At 66.1% G+C, this 22169-nt stretch carries 21 protein-coding genes and 2 pseudogenes; 11 read left to right on the top strand and 12 right to left on the bottom strand.

Going from position 1 to position 22169, the window contains the following annotated elements; all coding sequences use genetic code 11:
* Positions 1-130: 130 nt before the first annotated feature.
* Positions 131-295, top strand: a complete 165-nt coding sequence (locus tag GVY64_RS34330) for a hypothetical protein (RefSeq protein WP_159850467.1) — start codon at positions 131-133, stop codon at positions 293-295.
* Between the two features lie 52 nt (positions 296-347).
* On the opposite strand, the gene GVY64_RS34335 is transcribed toward GVY64_RS34330, so the two are convergent.
* From GVY64_RS34335 to GVY64_RS38295, 6 genes and pseudogenes are all read right to left on the bottom strand, one after another.
* Positions 348-1070 carry a tyrosine-type recombinase/integrase gene (locus GVY64_RS34335; protein ID WP_236567474.1) on the bottom strand — a complete coding sequence of 241 codons (723 nt, stop codon included), beginning with the start codon at positions 1068-1070 and terminating at the stop codon, positions 348-350.
* Positions 1031-1279, bottom strand: coding sequence for a hypothetical protein (locus GVY64_RS34340; protein WP_201298295.1), 249 nt, complete (start codon positions 1277-1279; stop codon positions 1031-1033). Before GVY64_RS34340 ends, GVY64_RS34335 begins: the two co-directional genes overlap by 40 nt.
* A gap of 178 nt (positions 1280-1457) precedes the next feature.
* Positions 1458-2249 carry an MHYT domain-containing protein gene (locus tag GVY64_RS34345; RefSeq protein ID WP_201298296.1) on the bottom strand — a complete coding sequence of 264 codons (792 nt, stop codon included), beginning with the start codon at positions 2247-2249 and terminating at the stop codon, positions 1458-1460.
* Positions 2250-2354: 105 nt separating this feature from the next.
* Positions 2355-4049 carry a hydrogenase maturation protein gene (locus tag GVY64_RS34350; RefSeq protein ID WP_236567475.1) on the bottom strand — a complete coding sequence of 565 codons (1695 nt, stop codon included), beginning with the start codon at positions 4047-4049 and terminating at the stop codon, positions 2355-2357.
* Between the two features lie 214 nt (positions 4050-4263).
* Positions 4264-5082, bottom strand: a complete 819-nt coding sequence (locus GVY64_RS34355; RefSeq protein ID WP_159850471.1) for a hypothetical protein — start codon at positions 5080-5082, stop codon at positions 4264-4266.
* A 361-nt stretch (positions 5083-5443) separates the two neighbouring features.
* A pseudogene (locus GVY64_RS38295) lies at positions 5444-5615 on the bottom strand (IS3 family transposase); the annotation flags it as partial.
* Between the two features lie 92 nt (positions 5616-5707).
* Here GVY64_RS38295 and GVY64_RS34360 point away from each other — a divergent pair.
* Complete coding sequence (locus GVY64_RS34360; protein ID WP_201298297.1) at positions 5708-5908, top strand: hypothetical protein; 201 nt, start codon at positions 5708-5710, stop codon at positions 5906-5908.
* A 297-nt stretch (positions 5909-6205) separates the two neighbouring features.
* On the opposite strand, the gene GVY64_RS34365 is transcribed toward GVY64_RS34360, so the two are convergent.
* The 3 genes from GVY64_RS34365 to GVY64_RS34375 all read right to left on the bottom strand — a co-directional run bounded on the left by GVY64_RS34365 (position 6206) and on the right by GVY64_RS34375 (position 8473).
* Complete coding sequence (locus GVY64_RS34365; RefSeq protein ID WP_159850473.1) at positions 6206-6514, bottom strand: hypothetical protein; 309 nt, start codon at positions 6512-6514, stop codon at positions 6206-6208.
* 168 nt (positions 6515-6682) lie between these two features.
* A complete protein-coding gene (locus tag GVY64_RS34370; RefSeq protein WP_236567476.1) occupies positions 6683-7351 on the bottom strand; it encodes a hypothetical protein in 669 nt (222 codons plus the stop codon).
* A gap of 804 nt (positions 7352-8155) precedes the next feature.
* Positions 8156-8473 (bottom strand): hypothetical protein, encoded by a 318-nt coding sequence (locus GVY64_RS34375; protein ID WP_159850475.1) that lies wholly within the window; start codon positions 8471-8473, stop codon positions 8156-8158.
* A 127-nt stretch (positions 8474-8600) separates the two neighbouring features.
* Here GVY64_RS34375 and GVY64_RS34380 point away from each other — a divergent pair, with 127 nt between their 5' ends.
* From GVY64_RS34380 to GVY64_RS34405, 6 genes are all read left to right on the top strand, one after another.
* Positions 8601-10175, top strand: a complete 1575-nt coding sequence (locus GVY64_RS34380) for a DNA methyltransferase (protein WP_159850477.1) — start codon at positions 8601-8603, stop codon at positions 10173-10175.
* Positions 10172-11026 (top strand): DUF5131 family protein, encoded by an 855-nt coding sequence (locus GVY64_RS34385; protein WP_159850479.1) that lies wholly within the window; start codon positions 10172-10174, stop codon positions 11024-11026. The genes GVY64_RS34380 and GVY64_RS34385 overlap by 4 nt, the downstream gene beginning before the upstream one ends.
* The gene (locus GVY64_RS34390) at positions 11014-11385 is read left to right on the top strand and encodes a hypothetical protein (protein ID WP_236567477.1); all 372 of its coding nucleotides are present in this window, start codon (positions 11014-11016) and stop codon (positions 11383-11385) included. Before GVY64_RS34385 ends, GVY64_RS34390 begins: the two co-directional genes overlap by 13 nt.
* The gene (locus GVY64_RS34395; protein WP_159850481.1) at positions 11382-11819 is read left to right on the top strand and encodes a transcriptional regulator; all 438 of its coding nucleotides are present in this window, start codon (positions 11382-11384) and stop codon (positions 11817-11819) included. The genes GVY64_RS34390 and GVY64_RS34395 overlap by 4 nt, the downstream gene beginning before the upstream one ends.
* A 193-nt stretch (positions 11820-12012) precedes the next feature.
* Positions 12013-12324, top strand: a complete 312-nt coding sequence (locus GVY64_RS34400; RefSeq protein ID WP_236567478.1) for a hypothetical protein — start codon at positions 12013-12015, stop codon at positions 12322-12324.
* 164 nt (positions 12325-12488) lie between these two features.
* Positions 12489-15422 (top strand): Tn3 family transposase, encoded by a 2934-nt coding sequence (locus GVY64_RS34405; protein ID WP_236567479.1) that lies wholly within the window; start codon positions 12489-12491, stop codon positions 15420-15422.
* A 102-nt stretch (positions 15423-15524) separates the two neighbouring features.
* Here GVY64_RS34405 and GVY64_RS34410 read toward each other — a convergent pair whose 3' ends face one another.
* Together GVY64_RS34410 and GVY64_RS34415 are read right to left on the bottom strand one after the other, a co-directional pair.
* On the bottom strand, positions 15525-17018 hold the full coding sequence (locus GVY64_RS34410) for an aldehyde dehydrogenase family protein (protein ID WP_159850486.1): 1494 nt from the start codon (positions 17016-17018) through the stop codon (positions 15525-15527).
* Positions 17019-17039: 21 nt separating this feature from the next.
* Positions 17040-17339 carry a DUF1653 domain-containing protein gene (locus GVY64_RS34415; RefSeq protein WP_159850488.1) on the bottom strand — a complete coding sequence of 100 codons (300 nt, stop codon included), beginning with the start codon at positions 17337-17339 and terminating at the stop codon, positions 17040-17042.
* 341 nt (positions 17340-17680) lie between these two features.
* Between GVY64_RS34415 and GVY64_RS34420 the strand changes: the two genes are divergently transcribed.
* Positions 17681-18292, top strand: coding sequence for a recombinase family protein (locus GVY64_RS34420; RefSeq protein WP_159850490.1), 612 nt, complete (start codon positions 17681-17683; stop codon positions 18290-18292).
* Between the two features lie 67 nt (positions 18293-18359).
* Here GVY64_RS34420 and GVY64_RS34425 read toward each other — a convergent pair.
* A pseudogene (locus GVY64_RS34425) lies at positions 18360-18620 on the bottom strand (transposase); the annotation flags it as partial.
* Between the two features lie 264 nt (positions 18621-18884).
* On the opposite strand from GVY64_RS34425, the gene GVY64_RS34430 reads away from it, so the two are divergent.
* Together GVY64_RS34430 and GVY64_RS34435 are read left to right on the top strand one after the other, a co-directional pair.
* Positions 18885-19898: a hypothetical protein gene (locus GVY64_RS34430; protein ID WP_159850492.1), complete on the top strand. Its 1014-nt coding sequence runs from the start codon at positions 18885-18887 to the stop codon at positions 19896-19898.
* A 4-nt stretch (positions 19899-19902) separates the two neighbouring features.
* Entirely contained in the window at positions 19903-20667 is a 765-nt protein-coding gene (locus GVY64_RS34435; RefSeq protein ID WP_159850494.1) for a hypothetical protein, read from the top strand.
* Positions 20668-22169: the final 1502 nt, after the last annotated feature.

Here is a 22169-nt window from a genome sequence, read left to right on the forward strand (position 1 = left end):
ATGTCCGCCCGACCAGCGCGCGCGGCCCTGACCGCCGGTCAGACCAAGTGATGGTCAACCCAGCAGGGCGACAGTCGGTGGGAGAGACACGACGATCAGAACCACTTCCCATCATCAGTGTCGGTGGCCGGTGATACGAGAGGCCCGCGAAGCCGGTGACGACTGGACCACCATCGGCGCCGCACTGCAGATGACCGACCACGACGTCGCCGACTGGTACACCCGAGAAGTCGCCCACCAAAAAACAGCGGCACCCCGCCTCCACGACACCGACCGCGCCGCGACCGACGAATAGCAGAACACCTCGCAAGTCCGGAGACATCGGAGACATCCGCAGCATCAAGCTCCTACCGACGACGGCGAGCAGCCGGGTCGCTGTCGGCCTGATAACGCCGCAACCCGTCGTCGGAGATCCGCGCGTACCTGACGAGGCTACGGACCGAGGTGTGCCCGGACAGCTTCATCAACACCGGCGTCGACGCGCCCTCCTCCGCGGCGTGGGTGAGCCTGGAGTGACGCAGCTGATGCAACGTGTACGGGCCGCCGTCGAAGACCGCGGTGTGGGTCTCGAACAGCTCCGCGGCACGGCGGTAGGACAACCGGGCCCGACCCGTCGCCGGGTCGACATCGTTGATGGCCACCGACGGCCGTGCCTTGCGGTCGGTGAGGAACAGCGGCCCGGACCGACGGCCGGCGAGCATCCGCGGTAACAACCGGGCGGTACCGGTCTGCCACGCGATGATCTCCCGGGCTCCGCCCTTGCGGGTCACCACCGCACACCGATTCGCCGGGTCGAGATCCCCGACATCGAGCATCAGCACTTCCTCGGCGCGGGCCGACGATTCGTAGAGCAGATGCCACAGCACCCGCTCCCGCAGCGGTGCCTGCGACCCCAGAATCTGGGCGACCCGCTCCCGGCTCAACGCCTTGCTCGAATCCGGCGGCGCGGGCCGGGCCCGCAACCGCACCAGCGGATCCCCAGCCAGCCAGCCCTGCTCACGCCAGTACCCGAACGCCGAACCCAGCGCGGTCAACCGGATGTTGAACGTCTTGGCAGACTTCGCGCCCACACGTAGGTGAACCAGCCTCCGACCCGATCCGGTTCCGTACCCAGCAGCGCCACATCGGTGTCGGCGCCGAAATCGGCGACGAGGCGATCCAACGCCGCGGCATATGTCGCGCGGGTATTGCTCACTGTGATCGTGGCCAGATAGATCTGCACCGCATCCGCCAACCGCACACCGACCGCCGGCCGCGGCAGCGCCCGAACCCGCCCCATTCCGACCTCCCACACCGCTACCGCAGATAGTTTCCCCAGTCGCCGCCGCCCGGACAGGGCATCGCGCCAGGACGGCTCGTCAGTTACCGCACATAGAATGACATTATCTGCGGTAAGTCGTTGGCGCGACTTTCTCGTCACTGGACCCCACATGCCGGTCCCTACGAGGACTGCACTGCTACCTACGGGTACCTGCGCGATGACCTGATCGCCGATCGCGACCGCGATGCGGGCGAGGATTGCTGGCCTCGTCGATCTCGGCTACCCCGACCAGGATGATGAGCATCATCGTGATCAGGGTGATGGTGAGGATCACTGGGAGGAACATCAGGAAGGGTTCGGCGCCGACGGGCGTGCTGATGTGGTCGTGGGGGTGGGCGCTCATCGACGCCATTCCGGTGTAGTGCATGCCGGATACCGCGAGTCCCATGATGAGTGCTGCGCCGATAGTCGCGCCGAAGCCGCGCACGTGCTCTACGAACCACAGTGCCGCTGTCGAGGCGACCACGGCGATCGCGACCGAGAGCGCGACGAGTGCGCGGTTGTATTCCATGCTGACGTTGGTGTTCATTGCTTGCATGCCGATGTAGTGCATGGCGGCTACCCCGCAGCCGGTGATCGCGCCGCCGAGCGGCAGTGTCAGGTTTGCGGGTCGACCGCGTACGACGATCGACAATCCCAGCCACACCACCACGATCGCTACCGCCGCGCTGAGCGCGGTCATCGGTACGTCGTAACGGATTCTCCCCCGAGGGATGGAGAAGCCGAGCATTGCGGTGAAGTGCATGGTCCAAATGCCGGCACCGCCGAGGGCGACGGCTCCGGCGGCGAGCCAGCCCTCGCGCCAGCGAGACGTTCGGGCGTGGACTGTGCATCGCAGGCCGAGGATCGATCCGACGACCGACATGGTGTAGGCCAGGGTAGGGACTACCCACCCAAAGGTGAAATGATCAAGTTCCAGTTCCAGCATGTGAGTACTCCATGACTCATTCAATCTGACAAGCAGGGCCGAGGTACCTTGGCCCGAGGGCTGAGGGGGACAGAGCGGATACTGATTCGGGCGGGCGCGCGTCTGTCAGTTGGATAGGTGCGGCGGTGTGCGGGTCGGTGCCACTTTGTGTACGAAGTTTCGCCTCAGCTCGTGGTATTGCTCACCTGGGGCGAAGAAGTTGCGGCGCATGTGTGCCAGCTCCTCGCTGCGGTATACGGCCAGGGGTTTGACTGCCTCGTCGGCGGCTCGCTGCTGTTTCTTCGCTATGAGGCGGTTCGCCAGCTCTGGGCTTTCAGCCAGCCCGGCCGCCGCACGGCGTACCGAAGTCCAGAAGGTCTCGGCGCTGCCGGGTAGGAGGCGGTCGGTCAGGCCGAGTGCCGCGGCGTCGCGGGCGCCGATGGGAAGGGCCTGTCGGGTCAGGCGCTCGGCCTCGGTGGCGCCGACGCGGCGGGGCAGTGTGTAGGTCCAGTACTCGGAGCCGTGCAGGCCCATCAGCCGGTAGTGCGGGTTGAGCACAACCGATTCGCGGCACCAGACCTCATCCGCGGCCAGCGCGAGCATCACGCCACCGGCCGCCGCATTTCCCGCCAAGGCCGAGATCACGAGCTTGTCGGTGGTGGTGAGGATTGCTTCGACGAGGTCGTTCATGGCGTTGATGTTGAGCCAGGACTCCTCGGCCGGGTCGTGGGCCGCCTCGATCACGTTCAGGTGGATGCCGTTGGAGAAGAAGTCTCGTGCCGGGCCGAGCACGAGCACGTCGGTCGGCCGTACACACGCCTGCCGGAAGGCCGCTAGCAGGCTGCGGCATTGACGTGTACTCATTGCGCCGCTGGGAAAAGCGAACTCGAGGTAGCCGACGGTGCCCTCTTCGCGGTAGCGAAGTTCGGACCAGGTGTCCCGGGCGGCGGCTGCGGCCGGTGCGACCGGCACCTCGGGGATCGACCTTGGCAGGTCGGAGCCGAGTGCATCGGTGGCGGGCAGCGTGAACGTGGGCGGACCGCCTGACACTCGGCGCGGACGCAGCTGTGGCAGCCACACCGCGCCATCGACGGTGGCCCGGCAAATCGCACCGTCACGGACGGCGACCACGGTGCCCGGGACGCCGCGTAGGCGATCCTCGCGATGGCCGCCGTGCAGGTAGTACTCCCGCCCGTACAGTTCGTCGAGTACTCCCGGCCGCGAATCGGCGGCGCGCAGTTTCCGCAGCACAACGTCCGTATCGTCGGCTGCCCAGTCGATCCGGCGGTGCCGCTGGTCGTGGTATGGCCGCAGTCGCCCCCGGACGTCCGGGCGCAGGTAGTCCAGTGGCTCGGGCTCGAACCTGCCATCGGCGAATCGGTCGACCGCGAACAGCACGGCCTGCACAGCGGCATCGGCTACCTCGTTGCGATACAGCTCGCTCTTGCCGCACGGTGCGACAACGAACGGCACCGAAGCCCAGATCGGTCCCGCATCCATCTCCTCGACCGCCTGGAGCACCGTGACACCCCACTGCTTCTCGCCCTCATGAATGGCCCAATCGAGGGATGAGGGTCCGCGATCACCCTTGGGTCCCGGGTGCACGATCAGCACGGTGTGCGCCGACCAGATGTCCTTCGGGATCGCCGTGGTGAGCATCGGCGCAAGGATCAGCTCCGGACCGAAGGCCGCGACCCGCGCACGCAGCAGGACGTTGCCGAGAGCCAGTTCGACACCGACCTGGTGGTTGCGGGCACGTAGTTCGGTATAGACGCGCTGGGTAAGGCTGTTGAATGCCTGGGCGACCAAAAGGATTCGCAATGTTGCCCTCCATCCTGCGACGTGAAAAGTTGATGCCTCGTATAGGCGTTGTCGTGAAGTAGGCAACCCTTTTGTTTTTCCGCATGAGCATGCCGAGTGCTGCGGTTGCTGAGTTGCGGTTCGCCATGTAGTTCCGCACGTGCTAGGCAGCTGCCTGTGCGGGTTCAGGTGGCGGTTTCGGCGTCGCCATGTCATAGCCGGGTGCCGATATCAGTTACGACTGGAGCCGCGATGTGCGTCCGGATCGGAGTTGGCAGCCGATCACCGAGGTCGGGACAGTGGTGGCGATGCTGGTGATCAGTGCGCCGACCAAATCAGATTCGGTAGATGGGTCGTGGACCTTCCTGCACAGCTGCGCGAGGGCGAACGCTGCCTTGTCCAGATCCGGTGCGGGCGATTGGAAGATGTGCGGGCGCGCGCGGCTTCCGGTCGCGAGTGCGGACCTTCCGACTTCGTGCGCGGCGACGGCGAAAGCTCCCCGCGCGTCCGGTTCGATCCGCCCCGACCACAGCGCCAGCACCCCAGCGACCCGGCTTGCCGCCCACCGCCATACCGCGCGTTCGCTGCTCGCAACACCTGCCAATGTTTTGTTGAAACCCCGAACATCAGCCAGGGCGTATGCCCACAACTCGGCGTCGGCCCACAGCACCGTTTCCCTGGCCGAGGGAGCCACCGAACGAGGAAGTTTCCACTCGGTCTGCGCGTCCGCCGCCGCGTGTGGATCAGGTTCCCACCCGTCCCGCAGTTCGGGCAGGCTCAGGCCTGCCCCGACGTCGAGGTCGATGATCGCCGGACCGAGGCGTGCGCTGTGGGAATCACGCCATTGGGCGATGTAGCCAACGACATAACCGTCGACGACGCTGACTCGGGGCTGCAGGACGGTCCCAGTCGCCCGCGTCCGGCGGATCCATTCGACCTCCGAGAGGCTGACCGCAGCCGTGGCGCGGAGCATGCGCCGCAGCATCCGATGGTCCGAGCCGTCGCTGTCTTCGCGCCGCTCGATTCCCGCCAGCATCTGCTGCTCGAAACTCACACCAGGTCCGGGCAGCCCCGGCGTTACCGACCGATACAGGCAAACGTCGCAACCGGTCAACGCGACATGGACCGATCAGTCGACAAACCGACGATCACCGTCGGCCGATGGGAGTGAATCCTTGCCGAATCGAGCATCCGCTCAGCCTGCCCAGTCACCAACACATCCGGTATGGGGGAAGTCCCTACGAGAGTCACTGCGCTGGCAGCGTTGGCTGCTACGAAAGAACTTGCAGTGCAAGGAAGCATCTCGCGGCCGCCGCGCCAGCGCCGACTCGACACATGCCAGTTTCTCGGTCTTGCGCCTTCCCCTGCGTCAGCGGCAAAAGCGTCAACCAGATCCTGGCGTTGCCCTCCAGCCTTCCGCGGGCGTCGTGGTAGGCGCGGCGGAACCCTTGACGGGGGTGGTTGCGTGCGTGCCCAGTCACGTAACCCTGCACGTAATGGGGCATCTCGATCCGTGGCCTGCTGCGCGCCCGCAGGACGGCGCTGGGTACTGCGATGCTGCCCGGTCACCCGGCAGGCGAACCGTTCGAGTCCTGGCGCCGCGCCGACAGCGTCATCTCCTTCGGCGAGAGCGCAGAGATGGTCTCCAACCGCGCCGACGAGCAGGAGTTGAGCGTGCAGTGCCTGCGGATCGTGCAGGCCAGGTCGGCCGGGGATGCGGATTCGACACCACCTTCCCCGGGCACGAGAGCGAGTTCATCGTCTGGGGGTCGGCCAGGGATCAGTACGACGGGTTCGGTAACGCCGTAAGCCTGTCCGCGGGTACGTGGATCGGGTCTCGGCTGCGGGCCATCCTCCACACGGCGGAGGCGATCGCCTGACCCGACCCGACACCTGGCCTTCACAGCAGTGTGCCCTGGCGGATACGAGCCGCCCGGGCACTGAGCGCACCAAGGCCAGCGTCGATTTCGCGCGCACCGCGGAGCCCGCCGCTGACCTGTCGAAGACCACACGCCGCCAGATCACCGAGCTGGTCGACGCCGCCAGCACCGCCGCCCCGCACAGCCGGGAGGCCCAGCGGCTGCGGTTCGAGGTGTCCTCGATGACCGATTCCCTTTTGTCATTATCTGCGGTAACTCCTTAGCGCCGGATCGGGCGGAATGCTCCTCAACCCCCGGTCAGCGGATGCCGAAGTGACGCGCGCGCAGCTCGGCCAGCACGCGGCGCACCGCGGCCGGGTCGGCGTCGGTGAGCGCGGCCAAGTCCGCCATCGAGTAGTTGCCGCGCTGGGCGAGGATCCCGCCGACCGCGTGCAGCACGACCAGATCGTGGGCCTGGCGGGTGGCCGAGGCGAGTTCGGCGATCACCTCATCCAGCCACGGCACCTCACCGCGCTCGGCGCGTTCGCGTTCGGCGCTCGACAGCACCGCGTCGAACGTTTCCGCGATATCGGCGTACACCGCACCGCGAGCGTCATCACGCCCCACACCTCCAGCCTTGTCCGCCGGTCCGCACGGCGCAAACAGTGCGTCCGGTTCACCGGTGCGAGATCGATCCGCGCCGCTGGATGGTTGTTCCAGCCGTCCAGCCACTGACACAGCCATCTCTGCTGGTCAAGGCAAGTTCGTTGTTTTGCGATTACTACCGGTACCCCGTCAGGGACGGGTTTTGAGCACGGCGGGTATGCGGGATGTGGTGCCGACCCAGGCTGCGGCGGCGGGGTCGTTCCAGGTGAGGACTTCGGTCAGCTCGGTGAGGAGGGCGTCGTGGTCGAGGGTGTGGATGGGTTCGTGGTGGGCGACCCTGTTGCGCAGTTCGTGCAGTCTGGTGATCGGGTCGTAGACCGAGGTCCGGCGCTGCGGCCGAAGACGCGGGAAGGCGCGGCGGTATGCCTGGGCCCACAGCGTGCTCTGGTAGGTGTTGGCCAGCGTGTAGCGCCAGAATCCGAAGGTCAGTTCGGCGACGACTTTCCCGTGTACCTCGGGGATGGTGTTGTTCAGGGTGGCCCGGTTTCGTGCCTTTCGGATCGACTGTGCCAGTCGAGTGTTGGGACCCCATGGCATCCCGGGATCGGCGTACCAGTCGCCGTTGCCGTTGCGGACACGCTGGTGGTAGGCGACCAGCTGGGCGTCGAGGGCGTTGCGCAGCACGATCTCGAACGATCCCAGCGTCTCGTGCCAGGCCCCGGCGACGCGTTGATTCCACTCATACAGCCGCTCTCCCGCCGCGTCGGATCCAGCGACCTGCGCGTAGCGGTCGAACCGGCCAGCAGACAAGAATCGCCGCAGATCCGCGGCCGACCATCGGGCGGGAGTCGTCGTCACGGTCGCCGAGGTTATACTGGGAGACGCAAAACCCCGGAACGATCCCTACCGGCCACCTCGGTGGTCAGGCACATCACCGGGGTTCCTTTCTGTTCAGGGACCCATCCGTGACGGCCCGCCCTCGGTGGGTGAGGTTTCGGGGCGGGCCTGCCCATCGCCGCGTGGAGAACGTGGATCGCGTCGGGAGACGCCCGGAGGGAGAACCCCGGGGACCCCACCCCCGCAAAGGAGTGAGTGAAAGGTGACCCCGGAGCGTCTGGGCCCCTCCGAGCGCTGTCACGATGACCGCAGGGAATGGATTGCCTCCGTGACAGCCGCCGACACTACGGCTGCACCCGCCCGGATATCCGCTACCACGATTCACGCGTGTCACGGGATCCCGCACACACGACACCGCAGGCCCGGTCCTGGCGTCCCGGCCGAACCTGCGATGCCCCGGCCAGTGCCCGAACTCCAACGCTTCAGACCCCGACCTCACACCAAACCCTGCCACTCCGACCAGCACTGTCAAGGATGAAACCGACCCTGAACTGGGAAATGTCCGGTTTCGAACAAAAAAGTGAGATCCCGGCCCGTCAATGGGTGGTCGCGGTGCTACCGCAAGCTCTCCCCCTCGGCTTGAGAGCCTGCTCCTGTCGGACACCCCGCTGACACATGGTCCTATCGGCGATCTGTGACGTCACTGATCGGTGAATCTCGACGCCGCTCGGATCGCGTCGATGTCCGCATCGGCGATAGAGCCATGCGGATCCCGCACCAGCGCAGGGACCCCGACCTGCACCTGTGACCCCTGGTCTCCGAGCATCAGTCCTTCGCGTCGGCCAGTCCGGCGGTCCAGTCGAGCAGGCTCGAGGCGGGCCAGTAGTTGCGGCCCAGGAACTTCGAGGGCACCGGGAACGGATGCGACTTCGGCTTGCCCCGTGAGAGATACGACGTGATGGTCTTGGGTGGGACACCGGTGATGACGGTGGCGCCGGCGGTGTCCACCCACACGTCCGCGTCCAGCGGCGGCAGTCCGAACACCTGCCCGCCGCTCAGCGGCTCGCCTGCCTTCCACGCCGCGCGCAACTCGGCGACCTTGTCGGCCAGGGCCACGGTCTCCACCGGTTCGTAGTCGCTCACCCCTGAGACGGTAGCAGTTCGAGAACTGCCAAGCCGGGCCAATCGAGCCAACGGCAGTTCAAAAACTGCTAACCTAAGGATGGCAGTTTTGGAACTGCCAATCCCTCGGTTTCTTTTGGAGCTGCACATGTCATTACGATCAACGGTCTATTTCGCCGGGTGGGGCGGCGATCAGCTCGGTTGGGACGCCGTACCGGGCGTCGAGGGCCAGCTTGCTGCGAACCACAACCCAGTCTGTGTAGAGGTTCACTCCCTGAATTTCCCCACGGTGGAGCATCTTCCGCCGGGCGATGTCGAGGACATCGTGCTGGAAGACCTGCCCTACTCGGAGATGTTCTGGGCGAGCCCGGCCTGTCCTGCCTGGACCGACGCCAAGGGCGTGAAGCGGCATTTCGACAAGACGAATCAGTACACGATGTTCGACACTGAGCTGGGCATCGTGGAGGATCCCGCTGCCGCGCGGTCGCGGGTGCTGGTCGAGCAGATCCCCCGGTATCTGCGAGCGATGGTCGGGCGCGGTACCCCGGTGCTGGCCGGAGTAATGGAGAACGTCGTACAGTGCCGCCGCTGGGATCAGTGGGACCGCTGGATCGGCGAGATCCGCGCCCTGGGCTACGAGACCCGGGTCATTGCACTGAATTCCGCGCACGTGCTGCCCCGCATGTGCCTGCCGGTGCCGCAATCCCGCGACCGGCTGTACGTCGCGTACTGGCTCCGGGCGCTGGGCCGCCGCCCTGACTGGGACAAGTGGCTGCGCCCGAAAGCGTGGTGCGAGGTCTGCGAGCAGGTCGTCGATGGCATCCAGTCGTGGAAGCAGCCCGGGGTGGAGATGGGCCGCTACGGGATCCGCCACGGCCAGTACATGTATCGGTGTCCCTCCAAGGCGTGCGGATTCGCGGTCGTCGAGCCGATCACCACACCGGCCTCGGTCGCGATCGACTGGGCACTGCCGCCCGGCGCGAAGATCGGCGAGAGGGACGAGCCGCTGGCACCGAACACGATGGAACGCATCCGGATCGGGCTCGAGAAATTCGGCGGCGCGGCGATGCTATCCCCAGCGGGCGGGACCTGGCGCACCGCAGCGACCAGCTTGCGCGATCCGATGCCTGCACGCACCACCCGCGAAACCGACGCGGTGGTTGTGCCGCCGTTGGTGGTGCAGACCAGCGGACGCGCCGCACCCACTGCGGTCACTCCCGCGACCACCGTGCTGCCGACACAGACGTGCCGGCGCGAGCTCGCGGTAGCGATCCCACCATTCATCACCTCCCTGCGCGGCGGCGGCAGCAAGAAGTCCGCACGCCTGGTCAGCGAGCCGCTGGCGACGTTCTCGGCGTCCGGATTCCACCACGGCCTGGTTCAGCCTTCGCATAGTGCGGAGCGGCATCTGCTGGTCCCGTACTACCGCACCGGCCAAGCCCATCCCGTCGACGAGCCGATGGGCACCCTGACCACCCGCGACCGGTTCGCGCTGCTCGGCACGGACGCGGAGCGGGTGATCTCCGAGTGCACCTTCCGGATGTTGGAGCCCTCCGAGATCCGTGCCGGGATGGCGTTCCCGGCGACCTTCAAATCCTTGGGCGACAAGCGGACTCAGGCCCGCGGTTACGGCAACGCCGTCACCCCCGCGGCAGCCGAAGTCATCGGCTGCGCACTTGTCGAGGCCATCACCGGCGAGGAGATCGAAAGGACTGTGGCGTGACCGGCATCGAATGGACCGACGACACCTGGAACCCCGTCACCGGGTGTGACCGCATCAGCGCAGGATGTGATAACTGCTACGCGCTGGCCTTGGCCAAGCGCCTCAAGGCGATGGGATCGGCGAAATACCAGAACGACGGCGACCCACGCACCTCCGGGCCCGGGTTCGGCGTCACGATCCATCCCGCCGCACTGGACATCCCACGCCGGTGGCGGGCCCCACGGCGGGTGTTCGTGAACTCCATGTCGGACCTGTTCCACGCCCGCGTCCCGGCCGCGTTCGTGCAGCAGGTCATCGACGTGATCGCCGAAACCCCGCAGCACACCTACCAGGTGCTGACCAAGCGTCCCGGCCGGGCGCGGCGCATGGTCGAGCAGGGCCTGGTGCTACCACCGAACCTCTGGTTGGGGACGTCGGTCGAGAACGGCGGCGTCACGGACCGCATCACCGAACTGGTGAACACCCCTGCCGCGGTGCGATTCCTGTCCTGCGAGCCGCTGCTCGGGCCCATCGACTTGGATAAGTGGCTGTTCCCGCTGGGCTGCCCGGACGGGTGCGGGTGCCGGTGGCCCGACGATGACGAGAGATTCGAGTGCGGCTGCCCCGGCTGCGCCGACTGGCGGCCCGCACCCGCGATCGACTGGGTGATCGTCGGCGGCGAATCCGGGCCGAACGCGCGGCCTATGGACGCGGACTGGGTGCGCGACCTGCGCGATCAGTGCGTGGCGGCCGGGACGGCGTTCTTCTTCAAGCAGTGGGGCGGACGCACACCCAAGGCCGCCGGCCGCGAGCTGGACGGCGAATTCTGGAGCCAGTACCCGACAGATCGGAGCACGTCATGCCACGTCTGATGTCGGTCTCCCTGACCGAGGACGCCGTGCGCGACCGCAGAAAGACCGTGACCCGCCGCATGGGCTGGCAGTACCTCACCCCCGGTACGCGGCTGACGTTGTGCCGCAAGGTCATGGGCCGCCGTAAGGACGAGCCGCTGGTGCGGATCGTCGATGTCGAGGTCGTGGACGTGCGGCGCGAGCGTCTGGACCTCATCACCCCGCAGGAGGTTGCCGCCGAGGGCTTCCCGGACATGACACCCGCCCAGTTCGTCGCGTTCTTCTGCGGCAGCCACGCCGGTTGCACCCCCGGCAGCACCATCACCCGCATCCAGTGGCGCTATCTCGGCAGCCACGACACCGAGAGGACCACAGCATGATCGAGCACACGACTGCGGCCGCCGAATTCGGTGCGACGCTCGGGGCCTACCTCGTCGGGCACCACGTCGCGGACTACTGGGTTCAAACCGATCACCAGGCCCAGCACAAGGGACTGCCCGGCTGGGCTGGGCGGATCTCCTGCGCCAGCCACGTCCTGACCTACACGCTCACGTTGGTGGTTTGCCTCGCGGCGGTGACCTGGTGGTTGCGGCTGCCAGTAAGCCCGGCTTGGGCAGCTACAGGTCTTGGGGTGAGTGCGGCGACGCACTACTGGGCTGATCGGCGCTCGACGCTGATGTGGCTGGCCGACCGGCTCAGCAAGGGCGGGTTCTACCGGCGCGGCGAGGGATTGGCTTCCGGCGCCGCACATCTGGATCAGTCCTGGCACTGGTTGTGGCTCGGCATTGCGGCCCTGGTAACCGTCGGCCACTAACCCTGACTCAGCCTGCAGCAGACAGCCCCGGCAGACCGTAACTGCCGGGGCTGTCTGCTGCGGTGAGCGTAGCGTGATCCACGCAAAGTCCGGTCAACGGGTGAAGCGGGAATCTCGACCGGAGTGTCGGTCTCGGTGGCTACGCTTCGCCGCGCACGCCGGGTGACCGGACGCTGATCAGGGAGGGGTCGTGATGCCGAGAGAGGTGGGCGGCGGGATTGTCCGCCGCTGGTACTGCGACAACTACCGCTGCCCGTACTCGTGGCATGAGACGCAGTGGTGTCCGAATCAGATGTCGAGCGAGGTCGCCGAGGTCCCGCTCCCGCCGGATCAGCAGCAGGCGGTGTGGGAGTGGCGGGCCGAGCGGGCGCGGCGGGCGGCTGCGGACGCCGCGCGGGCCCGCCGCGTGCAACCGGCCGCACCGCCGGATCCGGGGTACGGGTGGCTGCTGGTGGTCGGCTTGTTGTTCGTCGTCGTGGCGCTGGGTGTGCTGCTGGTCGGCTGATCCGCAGACGGGGCGAACGAACCTCCGGAACGTATGGACCCTGATCACACCGAACGGCCCCGGAGCGTCGATCTCGGGGTGCCGTTAACGATCGTGTCACCCGGTACATGAACGCTCCCGAAACCCGGTCGAGAGGGGTTGGCGCGGAGTAGTTTTCGCGCGTGATGAGGGAGCTCGACCAGGATGAGCTGATCGACCGGTGGACGCTGGTCGGCGATGAACTGGGGTTGGTTGCGACCAAGCGCGGGCCGGCGAAGATCGGGTTTGCGCTGATGCTGCGGTTCTATACCGAGAAGGGCCGGTTTCCCCGCGGGCGGTCGGAGATCCACGACGATGCGGTCGAGTATGTGGCCCGGCAGATCGGAGTCGAGGGGACCGAGATCGCATTCTACGACTTCACGGGCCGTACGAGCAAGGCTCATAGGGCGCAGATCCGCCAGGCGCTGGGTTTTCGTGAGTGCAGTGTCGCCGATGCCGAGGCGCTGACTGGGTGGCTGGTGGACAACATCGCGCAGGCTCAGCGGGGTATCGATGCGGTTCGCGACCATGTGCTGGCCCGATGCAGGGTGGAGAAGATCGAGCCGCCGACCGGTGGCCGAGTGGATCGGATCGTCCGCTCGGCGTTGAGTCTCGGTGAGGAGCGGCTGTTCGAGCGGGTCAGTTCCCGGCTGAAAGGCGAGGTGGCTGATCGGATGTTCGCGTTGATCAGCGACGCGGAGGCCGAAGAAGATGGTTCGGCGGTGTTCGCCGCGATCCGCTCGGATCCGGGCACGGTCAGTTTGAACACGATGCTGGCCGAGATCGCGAAGCTGGAGGCGGTGCGGGCGGTCGGGCTGCCCGCGGACGTGTTCGCCGACATCTCACCGAAGATCGTCGCGGCCTGGCGAGCTCGCGCGTCGGTGGAGTCGCCGAGCCACCTGCGCCGCCACGCCCCGCAGGTCGTGTTGACGCTGCTGGCGGCATTGCTGCATTGCCGGTCGCGGGAGCTGACCGACACGCTGGTGGAGTTGTTGATTGCGACGGTGCATCGCATCAACGCCCGCGCCGAGGTGCGGGTGACCAACCAGCTGATCAAGGAGTTCAAGCGGGTCACCGGCAAGGAGAACCTGCTGTTCCGCGTCGCTGAGGCCACGGTCGAGGCCGGTGACAAGCTGGTGCGCGACACCGTGTTCCCGGTCGCGCCACAGGCGGTGCTGCGTGACCTGGTGGCCGAGTTCAAGACCTCGGGGCCGACGCATCAGCGGACGGTGAAGGCGACGTTGAAGGGCTCCTACACCAACCACTACCGGGCGGGGCTGATCAAGCTGCTGAGCGTGTTGGAGTTCCGTTCCAACAACACCGCCCACCGGCCGGTGCTCGACGCGCTGGAGCTGATCGGCCGGCACGCCTCGGGTGCTCTGCGCTACTTCCCGATCGAGGAGACGATCCCGGCTCATCGCGGGGTGAGCGCGGACTGGCGGGAGCTGGTGTATCAGACCGACAAGCACGGAAAACAGCGTGTGGTGCGGATGGTGTACGAGGTCTGCACGTTCCAGGCGCTGCGGGATCAGTTGCGGTGCAAGGAGATCTGGGTGGTCGGTGCGGACCGCTGGCGCAACCCGGCCGAGGATCTGCCTGCCGATTTCGAAGAGCGCCGCGTCGAGCATTACGAGGCACTGCGCAAACCCCTCGATGCGACCGCGTTCATCACCGCCATGCAGGCTGAGATGCGCGCCGAACTCGACGCCCTGCACACCGCGCTGCCCAAGTGCGACTGGCTGGAGATCAAGGACCGAAAATCCGGTGCGATCAAGCTGACGCCGGTACCCAAGCAGCCCGAGCCGACGAACCTGCGCAAGATGAAGAGGGCGATCCGCACCCGGTGGGGGCAGGTGCCGTTGATCGACATCGTCAAGGAGACCGTGCTGCGCACCGGCTGCCTGAAATCGCTCACCTCGGTCGCGGACCGGGGCGTCATGCCCGAAGACGTCCTTGCCGAACGGCTCCTGTTGGGCCTCTACGCCTACGGGACCAACTCCGGGATCCGGTCGGTCGCCGGCGGCGGCCACGGTCACAGTGAGGAGGACATCCGCTATGTGCGGCGCCGGTACCTGACGCCGGAGGCGGCGCATCGGATCGCGATCGAGATCGCCAACGCGACGTTCCGGGTCCGGCGCGCGAGCGTGTGGGGCGAGGGCTCCACCGCCGTGGCCAGCGACTCGACGCATTTCCGGTCGTGGGACCAAAACATCTTCACCGAGTGGCACTCCCGCTACGGCGGGCGCGGCGTGCTGATCTACTGGTCGGTGGAGAAAGGCTCGGTGGTGATCCACTCGCAGCGGATCAACTGCTCCGCCAGCGAGGTTCACGCGATGATCGAAGGCGCGGTGCGCCACGGCACCGAGATGAGAGTCGAGTCCAATTATGTGGACAGTCATGGCCAGTCCGAGATCGGGTTCGGAATCACGAAACTGCTGGGCTTCGACCTGCTGCCCAGGATCAAGCGGATCAACAAGTGCAAACTGTACCGGCCCGCGGCGGGCGAGTCCGGGCTGTGGCCTGGCCTCGGGCCGGTGATGACGCGTCCGATCCGGTGGGAGTTGATCGCCGAGCAGTACGACCAGATGGTGAAGTACGCGACCGCGATCCGCACCGGCACCGCATCGACGGAGGCGATCTTGCGCCGGTTCATGAAGGCCAACGCCACCCACCCGACCTATCAGGCGATGATCGAGCTGGGTCGCGCCCAGAAGACGATCTTTCTGTGCCGGTACCTGCGCAGCCGCGAACTTCAGCGGGAGATCGAGGAAGGGCTCAACGTCATCGAATCCTGGAACCGGGCCAACAGCGTCATCTACTACGGCAAGACCGGCGAGCTGTCGTCCAACCGGGCCGACGAGCAGCAACTGAGCGTGCAGTGCCTGCGAATCGTGCAAGCCTCGCTGGTCTACGTCAACACCCTGATGATCCAAGATCTCATCGACGACCCCGACACCGGCGAGGTCCTGGTCACCGCCGCCGACAAGCGCGGGGTGACCCCTCTGTTCTGGGAACACGTCCTGCCCTACGGTGAGGTCAAGCTGAACATGACCAACCGGCTCACCCTAAGCGGCGGCTGATCAGCCCAGGTCATCGCCCACTCAATGTCGCGCGAGGAGCACGGCGCGGCCACGATCTGAACCAGCACCAACGTTGTTGTCGCGCCGAGACCAGGTGGTGGATTAGAGTGCGCGGCAGACGGTTTTCGTGACAAGGTATTCGCTGATTCCGGCAGGCCCGAGTTCGCGGCCGTTGCCGGAGAGTTTTACCCCACCCCAGGGGATGTGGGGCATGAAGTATCCGAAGCAGTTCACCCAGACGGTGCCTACCCGGACGGAGTCGGTGAACCGGTCAGCGGTGCCGGTGCTGGTGGTCCATACCGAGGCTGACAGCCCGTAACTGGAGTTATTGGCGATGGTGATGGCCTCGTCGAGATCGCGGAACGGATAGATGCACACCACTGGGCCGAAAACCTCGTCGTGGGAGATCTTTGCCTGGGTGCTCACATTGGTCAGGACAGTAGGTTGATAGTGCAAGGGGCCGGGTAGGCCGAGCGCTGCACCAGTTTCGGCGTGGGCGCCGTCAGCGAGCGCGTCTTGAACCATCGAGTCGATTGCCTCCAGGTGCGCCTCGTCGATTTGCGGCCCTTGCTCGGTGGCATCATCGAACTGGTCACCGAGCCGACGCCGCTGGGCGTGGTCGGTGAGACTGCTTACGAAGTCGTCGTAAATGTCTCGGTGGACGAGCAGTCTGCTGGCGGCACAACAGTTTTGCCCGGCCAGGCCGAACGCACCGTCTACCGTCGCAGCCAGCGCCCGGTCCAGGTCCGCGTCCGGGAAGACTGCGCTCGCACCCTTGCCACCTAGTTCGGTGACAATCGGCGGGATACGCCAGGCCGATGCGCGGGTGATGGCGCGGGCGGTGGCGGTGCTGCCGGTAAAGCTGATCATGTCGATCCGCGGATCGGACACCAGCGCGGTGCCTGCCACCTGGCCGATCCCCGTGACGATGTTGACCACGCCCGGCGGGAAGCCCGCCTCGGCTATCCGAGCGGCTAGCGCATGCAGCGACAGCGGCGCTCGCTCGGGTGCTTTGACCACGACCGTGCATCCAGCGGCCAGTGCGGGGGCGAGTTTCCATGCGGCACAAGCGAACGGGAAGTTCCACGCGACAATGACGGCGCACACGCCGACCGGCTCGCGGCGCAGGGTCACTTGAACACCGTCAGGTGCGGGTAGGGCCTCGTCCACGGCATGGGTAGCAAGATCAGCGTAATAACGGTAGGTCTGGGCGGCGGTGCCGATGTCCCAGCTCTGGACACCAGCGAAGGGCTTGCCGGTGTCGAGCGATTCCAGCAATGCCAGTTCAGCCTGGTCACGTTCAATGAGCCCTGCCAGCCGGATAAGGCACGCTCCCCGTTCGGCCGGTGTCATTCTGGGCCAGGGCCCCTCGTCGAACGCCTGCCGGGCCGCCCCGACCGCACGGTGCACGTCCGCCTGCTGCGCTTCTGGCAGCCGGGCAATCGCCCGACCGGTACCTGGATCGGTAATCTCAAGCATTGCAACGGCTTCCACGTCGGTATGGACGCCGCCGACAAAGGGGCGGAGATCAACTAACGGAAGAACCTCGTCTATCGCAAGGGTCCGCCGCAGGGCGGCACCGGCTGGAATACGCATCTTGTCCTGTCTTGCCGACGGCTATGTAAATGGCCGCTGGCTAGCGAGGGTGGGCCCGGTATCCGTGCCCAGGTACCGGAATCGGGGAACACGGCGGCCGTCAATGTCCACTTCCTCGGTGAAGTTGCTGACCGTCCGGACCCACACATGCTGATCGCCGAACACTGGCGAGGTGAACATCGCGTGATAGATGACCACCTCGGCGCCGGGAAGCTCCTCCGCACCGTCACCAGTGACCGCATGCCCGAACCCGGTCACGTTATAGCGATGGCCGGTAAAATGCTCGTACAGACCCAGTTTGATCTGCCCGTTTCCATCCACCGGTTGCTCCCAGCTACTCACCAACGACCCAGGCCGCCGCGAGATTAGCGGCTAGGCCGACACGGTACCTGTTATCGCCCCAGTAATCCTGAAGCTGGCCCGAGCCGCACGCAACCCTACCGAGCGGACTGCAGCGCAAGCATCCTCTCCGGATCGACCACGGGCATCGGTTGGCAGTCTGTTCCGCTTCCTTGGAAGTGGAACAACCGATGCCACGCCGATCAAAGTCGCCGCCGGTACCGGCGACCAGGGTGAACCGCAACGGCATTCGTTCCGGAAATCGTTCCACCGAAAGTGTTCCGAAAGGCCGGTACGCTGACGAATTCCGGTACATTTCGGGGATGGCGAGCACACCAGCACACCCGCCCGGCGGACTCGAACTCGGCTACGCCCGAGTCTCGACCACCAAGCAGAGCCTCGAGCGCCAGATCGACGCCCTCGCCGACACCGGACTGCCCGACGAACGGATCTACGTCGACAAGAAGACCGGCGCGACCGTCGACCGGCCCGGCCTGACCAAACTGCTCGAATACGCACGCCCCGGCGACACCATCGTCGCCTACACCCTCGACCGGCTCGGCCGGAACCTGCGCGAAGTGCTCAACCTCGTCCACGACCTCGGCGAGAAGGGAATCGGCGTGCGCACCCTCGCCGACCCCATCCCGATCAACACCGCCGACGAGGGCATGGCCCGCATCGCGTTCCTGCTGCTCGCGCTGTTCGCGGAGATGGAACGCACCTTCACCGCCGAACGCGCCGCCCACGCCCGCGCCGTCGCCGAATCCAAAGGCCGCCACATCGGCCGGCCCACCGCCTGGCCCGACGACAAAATCGACTACGCCCGACTGCTCCGAGAACAAGGAAACAGCCTCGGCGAAATCACGAGCAAGACCGGCATACCGAAAACATCACTGCACCGCTACCTCACGCCAGCGGCCGAACAAGAACAGTGATCGCGGCGGCTGCCTGGCCGAACAGGGCTTCATGTACCGGGTGACACGATCGTTAACGGCACCCCAAGTAGCTGCCTTGACGGAGTTTCGGGATCGCGACATCGATCGTCCCGACACGGGTGTCGAAATCGCGGTGTCGATACCCATTGCGGGAGTTGCCCCTGCGCTTGCTGCGTTCGCCGTAATCAGCACCGCACATCGCGTCGGCCTCGGCGCTCATCAGCGACTGCACGAACGTCGACAACATCTCCCGCAGCAGGTCAGGGCTGGTTGCGGCGAGTTGCTCGGCGAACGGCTTGCCCGGGTCGATAGGCTGAATCCTGGTCATCGCGTGACTTCTCCTTCGTTGAGCTTGGCGGTTCAAGAAGGATCACGCGGTGACCGCCCACTATCCGGCTACGACACGCTCATACGGTCGCTGCCAAGTCGCTGGTACACCACTCTGCCGGACACAACCGCCGGTCGCTGACCCCCGCTAGACCCAAGCGGCGGACTACGTGTTTCGATCAGGTCAAGCATCGGTCGGTCTGTTGAGCGGGCGGAACGGTTTGGCTGGTGGGTGTCGAATGGGTGTTGCGCGAAGGTGGGGTCTGTGTGGATTTCCCGATTGGTTCGTGGTTGTTCGGATCGAATCACTGGCGGGATCCGAGAGTTCGCCGGAAAAAATAAAGCTCTGAACAGCGACGTGACCGGGGGACTGCGCCATCTGATCGGTGAAACGAGTGTCGAGGACGCGCGAGGCCACAACCGGGTGATGAGTTCTGGGGGCGAGCCGAACACCGGAGTGCCGACGCACGCATCCGAGCGCGGGAGCACCGAGCAGAGTGGTATACCGCCTTGCCCTGGAGACGGTGCGTCGATCACGGCCCCGGATATCGCCGCTCGTTACGGCATTCCCGAAACAAACCAGCGGCATTTCCAGCAGTTCTCCGACCGGCACAACATCGTCATCGATGTCCGCCCGGCCAACCCGGCGTCGGTCCCCTTCCTCGAGCAAGGTGCGCTGCCCAAGCCGATGTCGATCAAGGCGAAGAGCATCAACGAACTCGACGCGGTGCTGGGCATGTCGACCGAACATGTCGGCCTGGTCGGCTACTTCGAACCGGTCATGCCGGCCACCGTGCCCGCCGACATCGATCCGACCGCCCTGCGTCAACGCTACGATCTGCGCTACAACGAGTTCCACGCACTGCAACCCGTGATGCAGCGATACACAGCCAGTGGGGAGTTCGCGGTCCGTGACGGCGTCGTTCACATGCGGGACAACCAGGACATCCTGCGCCCGGTCACCAGTGATCACGACCTGTTCGATATCCGCCACACCGATGGCAGCATGCTCGATGAGCACGAGTTCTGGCCGATCATCGAAGAGATGCGGCAACGCAGCATGGGTGTGCAACACGGTCCGCACATGTACTGGCAGCCCCACTCGGAGTTCGAGCGGCAGATCTTCCAGACCATCGTCGAGGGCCACCAACCCGGTCGCGAACCGTTGATCCGGTTCGCACCGGACACCGCCCCGACCATCACCGACGCCACCGCCGCGACAGCCGTGATCCGCCCGGAGCTGACCGCCTTCCAGCACGGCCACCGGACAGGAGGATGAACACATGATGGACGCCGAACAGGAAACCACGCAGACCCGCCGCCGCATCCTGGACCGAGGATCACAACTGGACACAGTGATCACAGCGGCGCGCCTGCGCGGCGCCACCGACGCCGCGCAGGCCGCAGAAACCGAACGAACGGCGCTGGCCAACCACTACCGGGACCTGCTGCCCGCGGTGACCATAGCGCGCTGCCCCTCCACCGGCGCGACCGTCGATTACCCGATCGACGTGTACGACCTGGACGGATGGTTCTGGGAATACGACGCACCGATCCGCCGGCCACCCACGCTTCCCGCCACCTGGCTGGCAATGACCGGCGCCATGCGACTGGGCGAGCCGATCCCCGACACCGAACACCGCCGCCGCCCCGGACCCGGCGTCCCCTACGTCATCCCCCGCCTCCTCAACTGCCCAGACGTGCGCGCGGTCCTCACCGAACTGGCGATCGGCCCGCACACCGGCTGGGTGATCACCTACTTCGGCCCGCTCCCGACCGGCGTACCACTGGAAAACACTTGGGGCACATCCAGTTACTCGGTCCACCAGAACGGCACATGGCTGGGCTGGGACAGCCACGAATCACCGCTCGCAGAACTGGACTTCGCACTCCGGCCATGGCTACAGGCCAACCGGCTGCTGTGGATCGCGCCGAACGACCACACCGCAACACTACGAGACTCTCTGACCGACTGCCCCTACCTAGGACTCGAAGGACCGCACCACAGAGCATCCATCGTCCGCGGAAACGTACGCCGCTATGACTGACACATCCGACAAGCTTGCGCTTGAAGGAGCGTGAGGAGCAGTGACACAGAATCCGGCGGTAGCGTGAGTCGACCCGGGCGTTTGCCGCCGGGCGAGCCTTCGAAGTCGAAGGTACCGCGCATCGCTTCCAAACCCGACCCACTGCCGATCCGGTCAAAGCACCAGGTCGCCATCCGAGCTATCGCGCATAGCAAGTAACTATGTGTGGTAACGCCTTATGCCACGACCGTCGCCGTTCGCTCGCATCACGCAGTGATCAGAGGGTCCCGGCCTACGGGGTGCGGACGGCTGAACGTCACGCCGAGACGCCGCCGCAGACGGTTCCCGCCCGGGCGCCGACCCGTGCGGGGTATTTCGCCCCGCTCGGCAACCCCGCGAAGCGGGACTTGTCCTCGGATGTGTGCCGTTAACGATCGTGGCACCCTGTACATGAACGCTCCCGAAATCCTGGTCGGATAGCCCGACGACAAGATTGACTTCGCCCGACTACTCCGCGAGCAGGGAAACAGCCTCGGCGAATGCACGAGCATGACCGGCATCCCGAAGACATCGCTGCACCGCTACCTCACGCCGACGGCCGAACAGGAGTGATCCCCGCGGCCATCTGCCCGAACAGGGCTTTATGTACCGGGTGACACGATCGTTAACGGCACCCCTACCTGCGGGCTGAGACCGCCATGGCCTGAGCTGCGAGGTTTCCGGACACGGTTTCGCACACCAAACCGAGCACTTGTCGGTGGCGGGGGCTGGCGCGCGTTCTGAAGTGTTGTCACCGCCGCGCACGCGACACGCGCGTGAACCGCGGTATCGGGCATCCCGGGGACCGGGGACCTATTGTCTGCTGCCGCTACGGGCTTGTGCACGGAGGCCGGTGGCAGCGCATGAAATGGCTAGGCAGCCCGAGGCCCCGGCTCGACATCCATTCCCTGCTCGGCCGGGGTTCTCGGGTGTATCCGCTGATTGCGTCACCCCGTGATCCACACCTCACACGGCGATGGCAAGGCCCGCTCACACTTTCACGATCACTCCTCACCGGGGGCGGGCCTTCACGCCCCGACCGGTGCCCGCACACCGATCAGATGCTCGGTCGATGCGGTTCACGCCACCGCAGGGCCCGGCCCGTGGAGAACGACCGAGCCCGCGGCGTTTCGACCAGTGCCCGAGCGGCGGCCCAGACCCCGGCCTCAGCCAGGACACTGCCACTACACGGGGGAATGTCAAGAGCGCTGCGCAGCGCATCCGCGCTGCTCATGATCGCTGCGGGTCCCATCGGGTGGTGGGTGCTTCGCCGGGAGGGCTGATGTCGATGTCCGGTCCGTCGCCGAGACATCCCCGGCACTACGCGGAGATGCCTCCTGCGAAGGAGCTGAAAGCGTGGCCCTTCGAGGTGCAGGTGAAGCTGCCGTGGAAGCCGATCTCGCATCTGGCTCCCGCGTGTTCGATGTAGGGGCCCCACTGGCCCGCGCCGGTCGCCACGGAATCGAGGGCGGGATTGCCGCCGG

Origin of the sequence: Nocardia sp. CY41, assembly GCF_009829325.1 — a bacterium.
In the GTDB taxonomy this organism is placed as follows: domain Bacteria; phylum Actinomycetota; class Actinomycetes; order Mycobacteriales; family Mycobacteriaceae; genus Nocardia.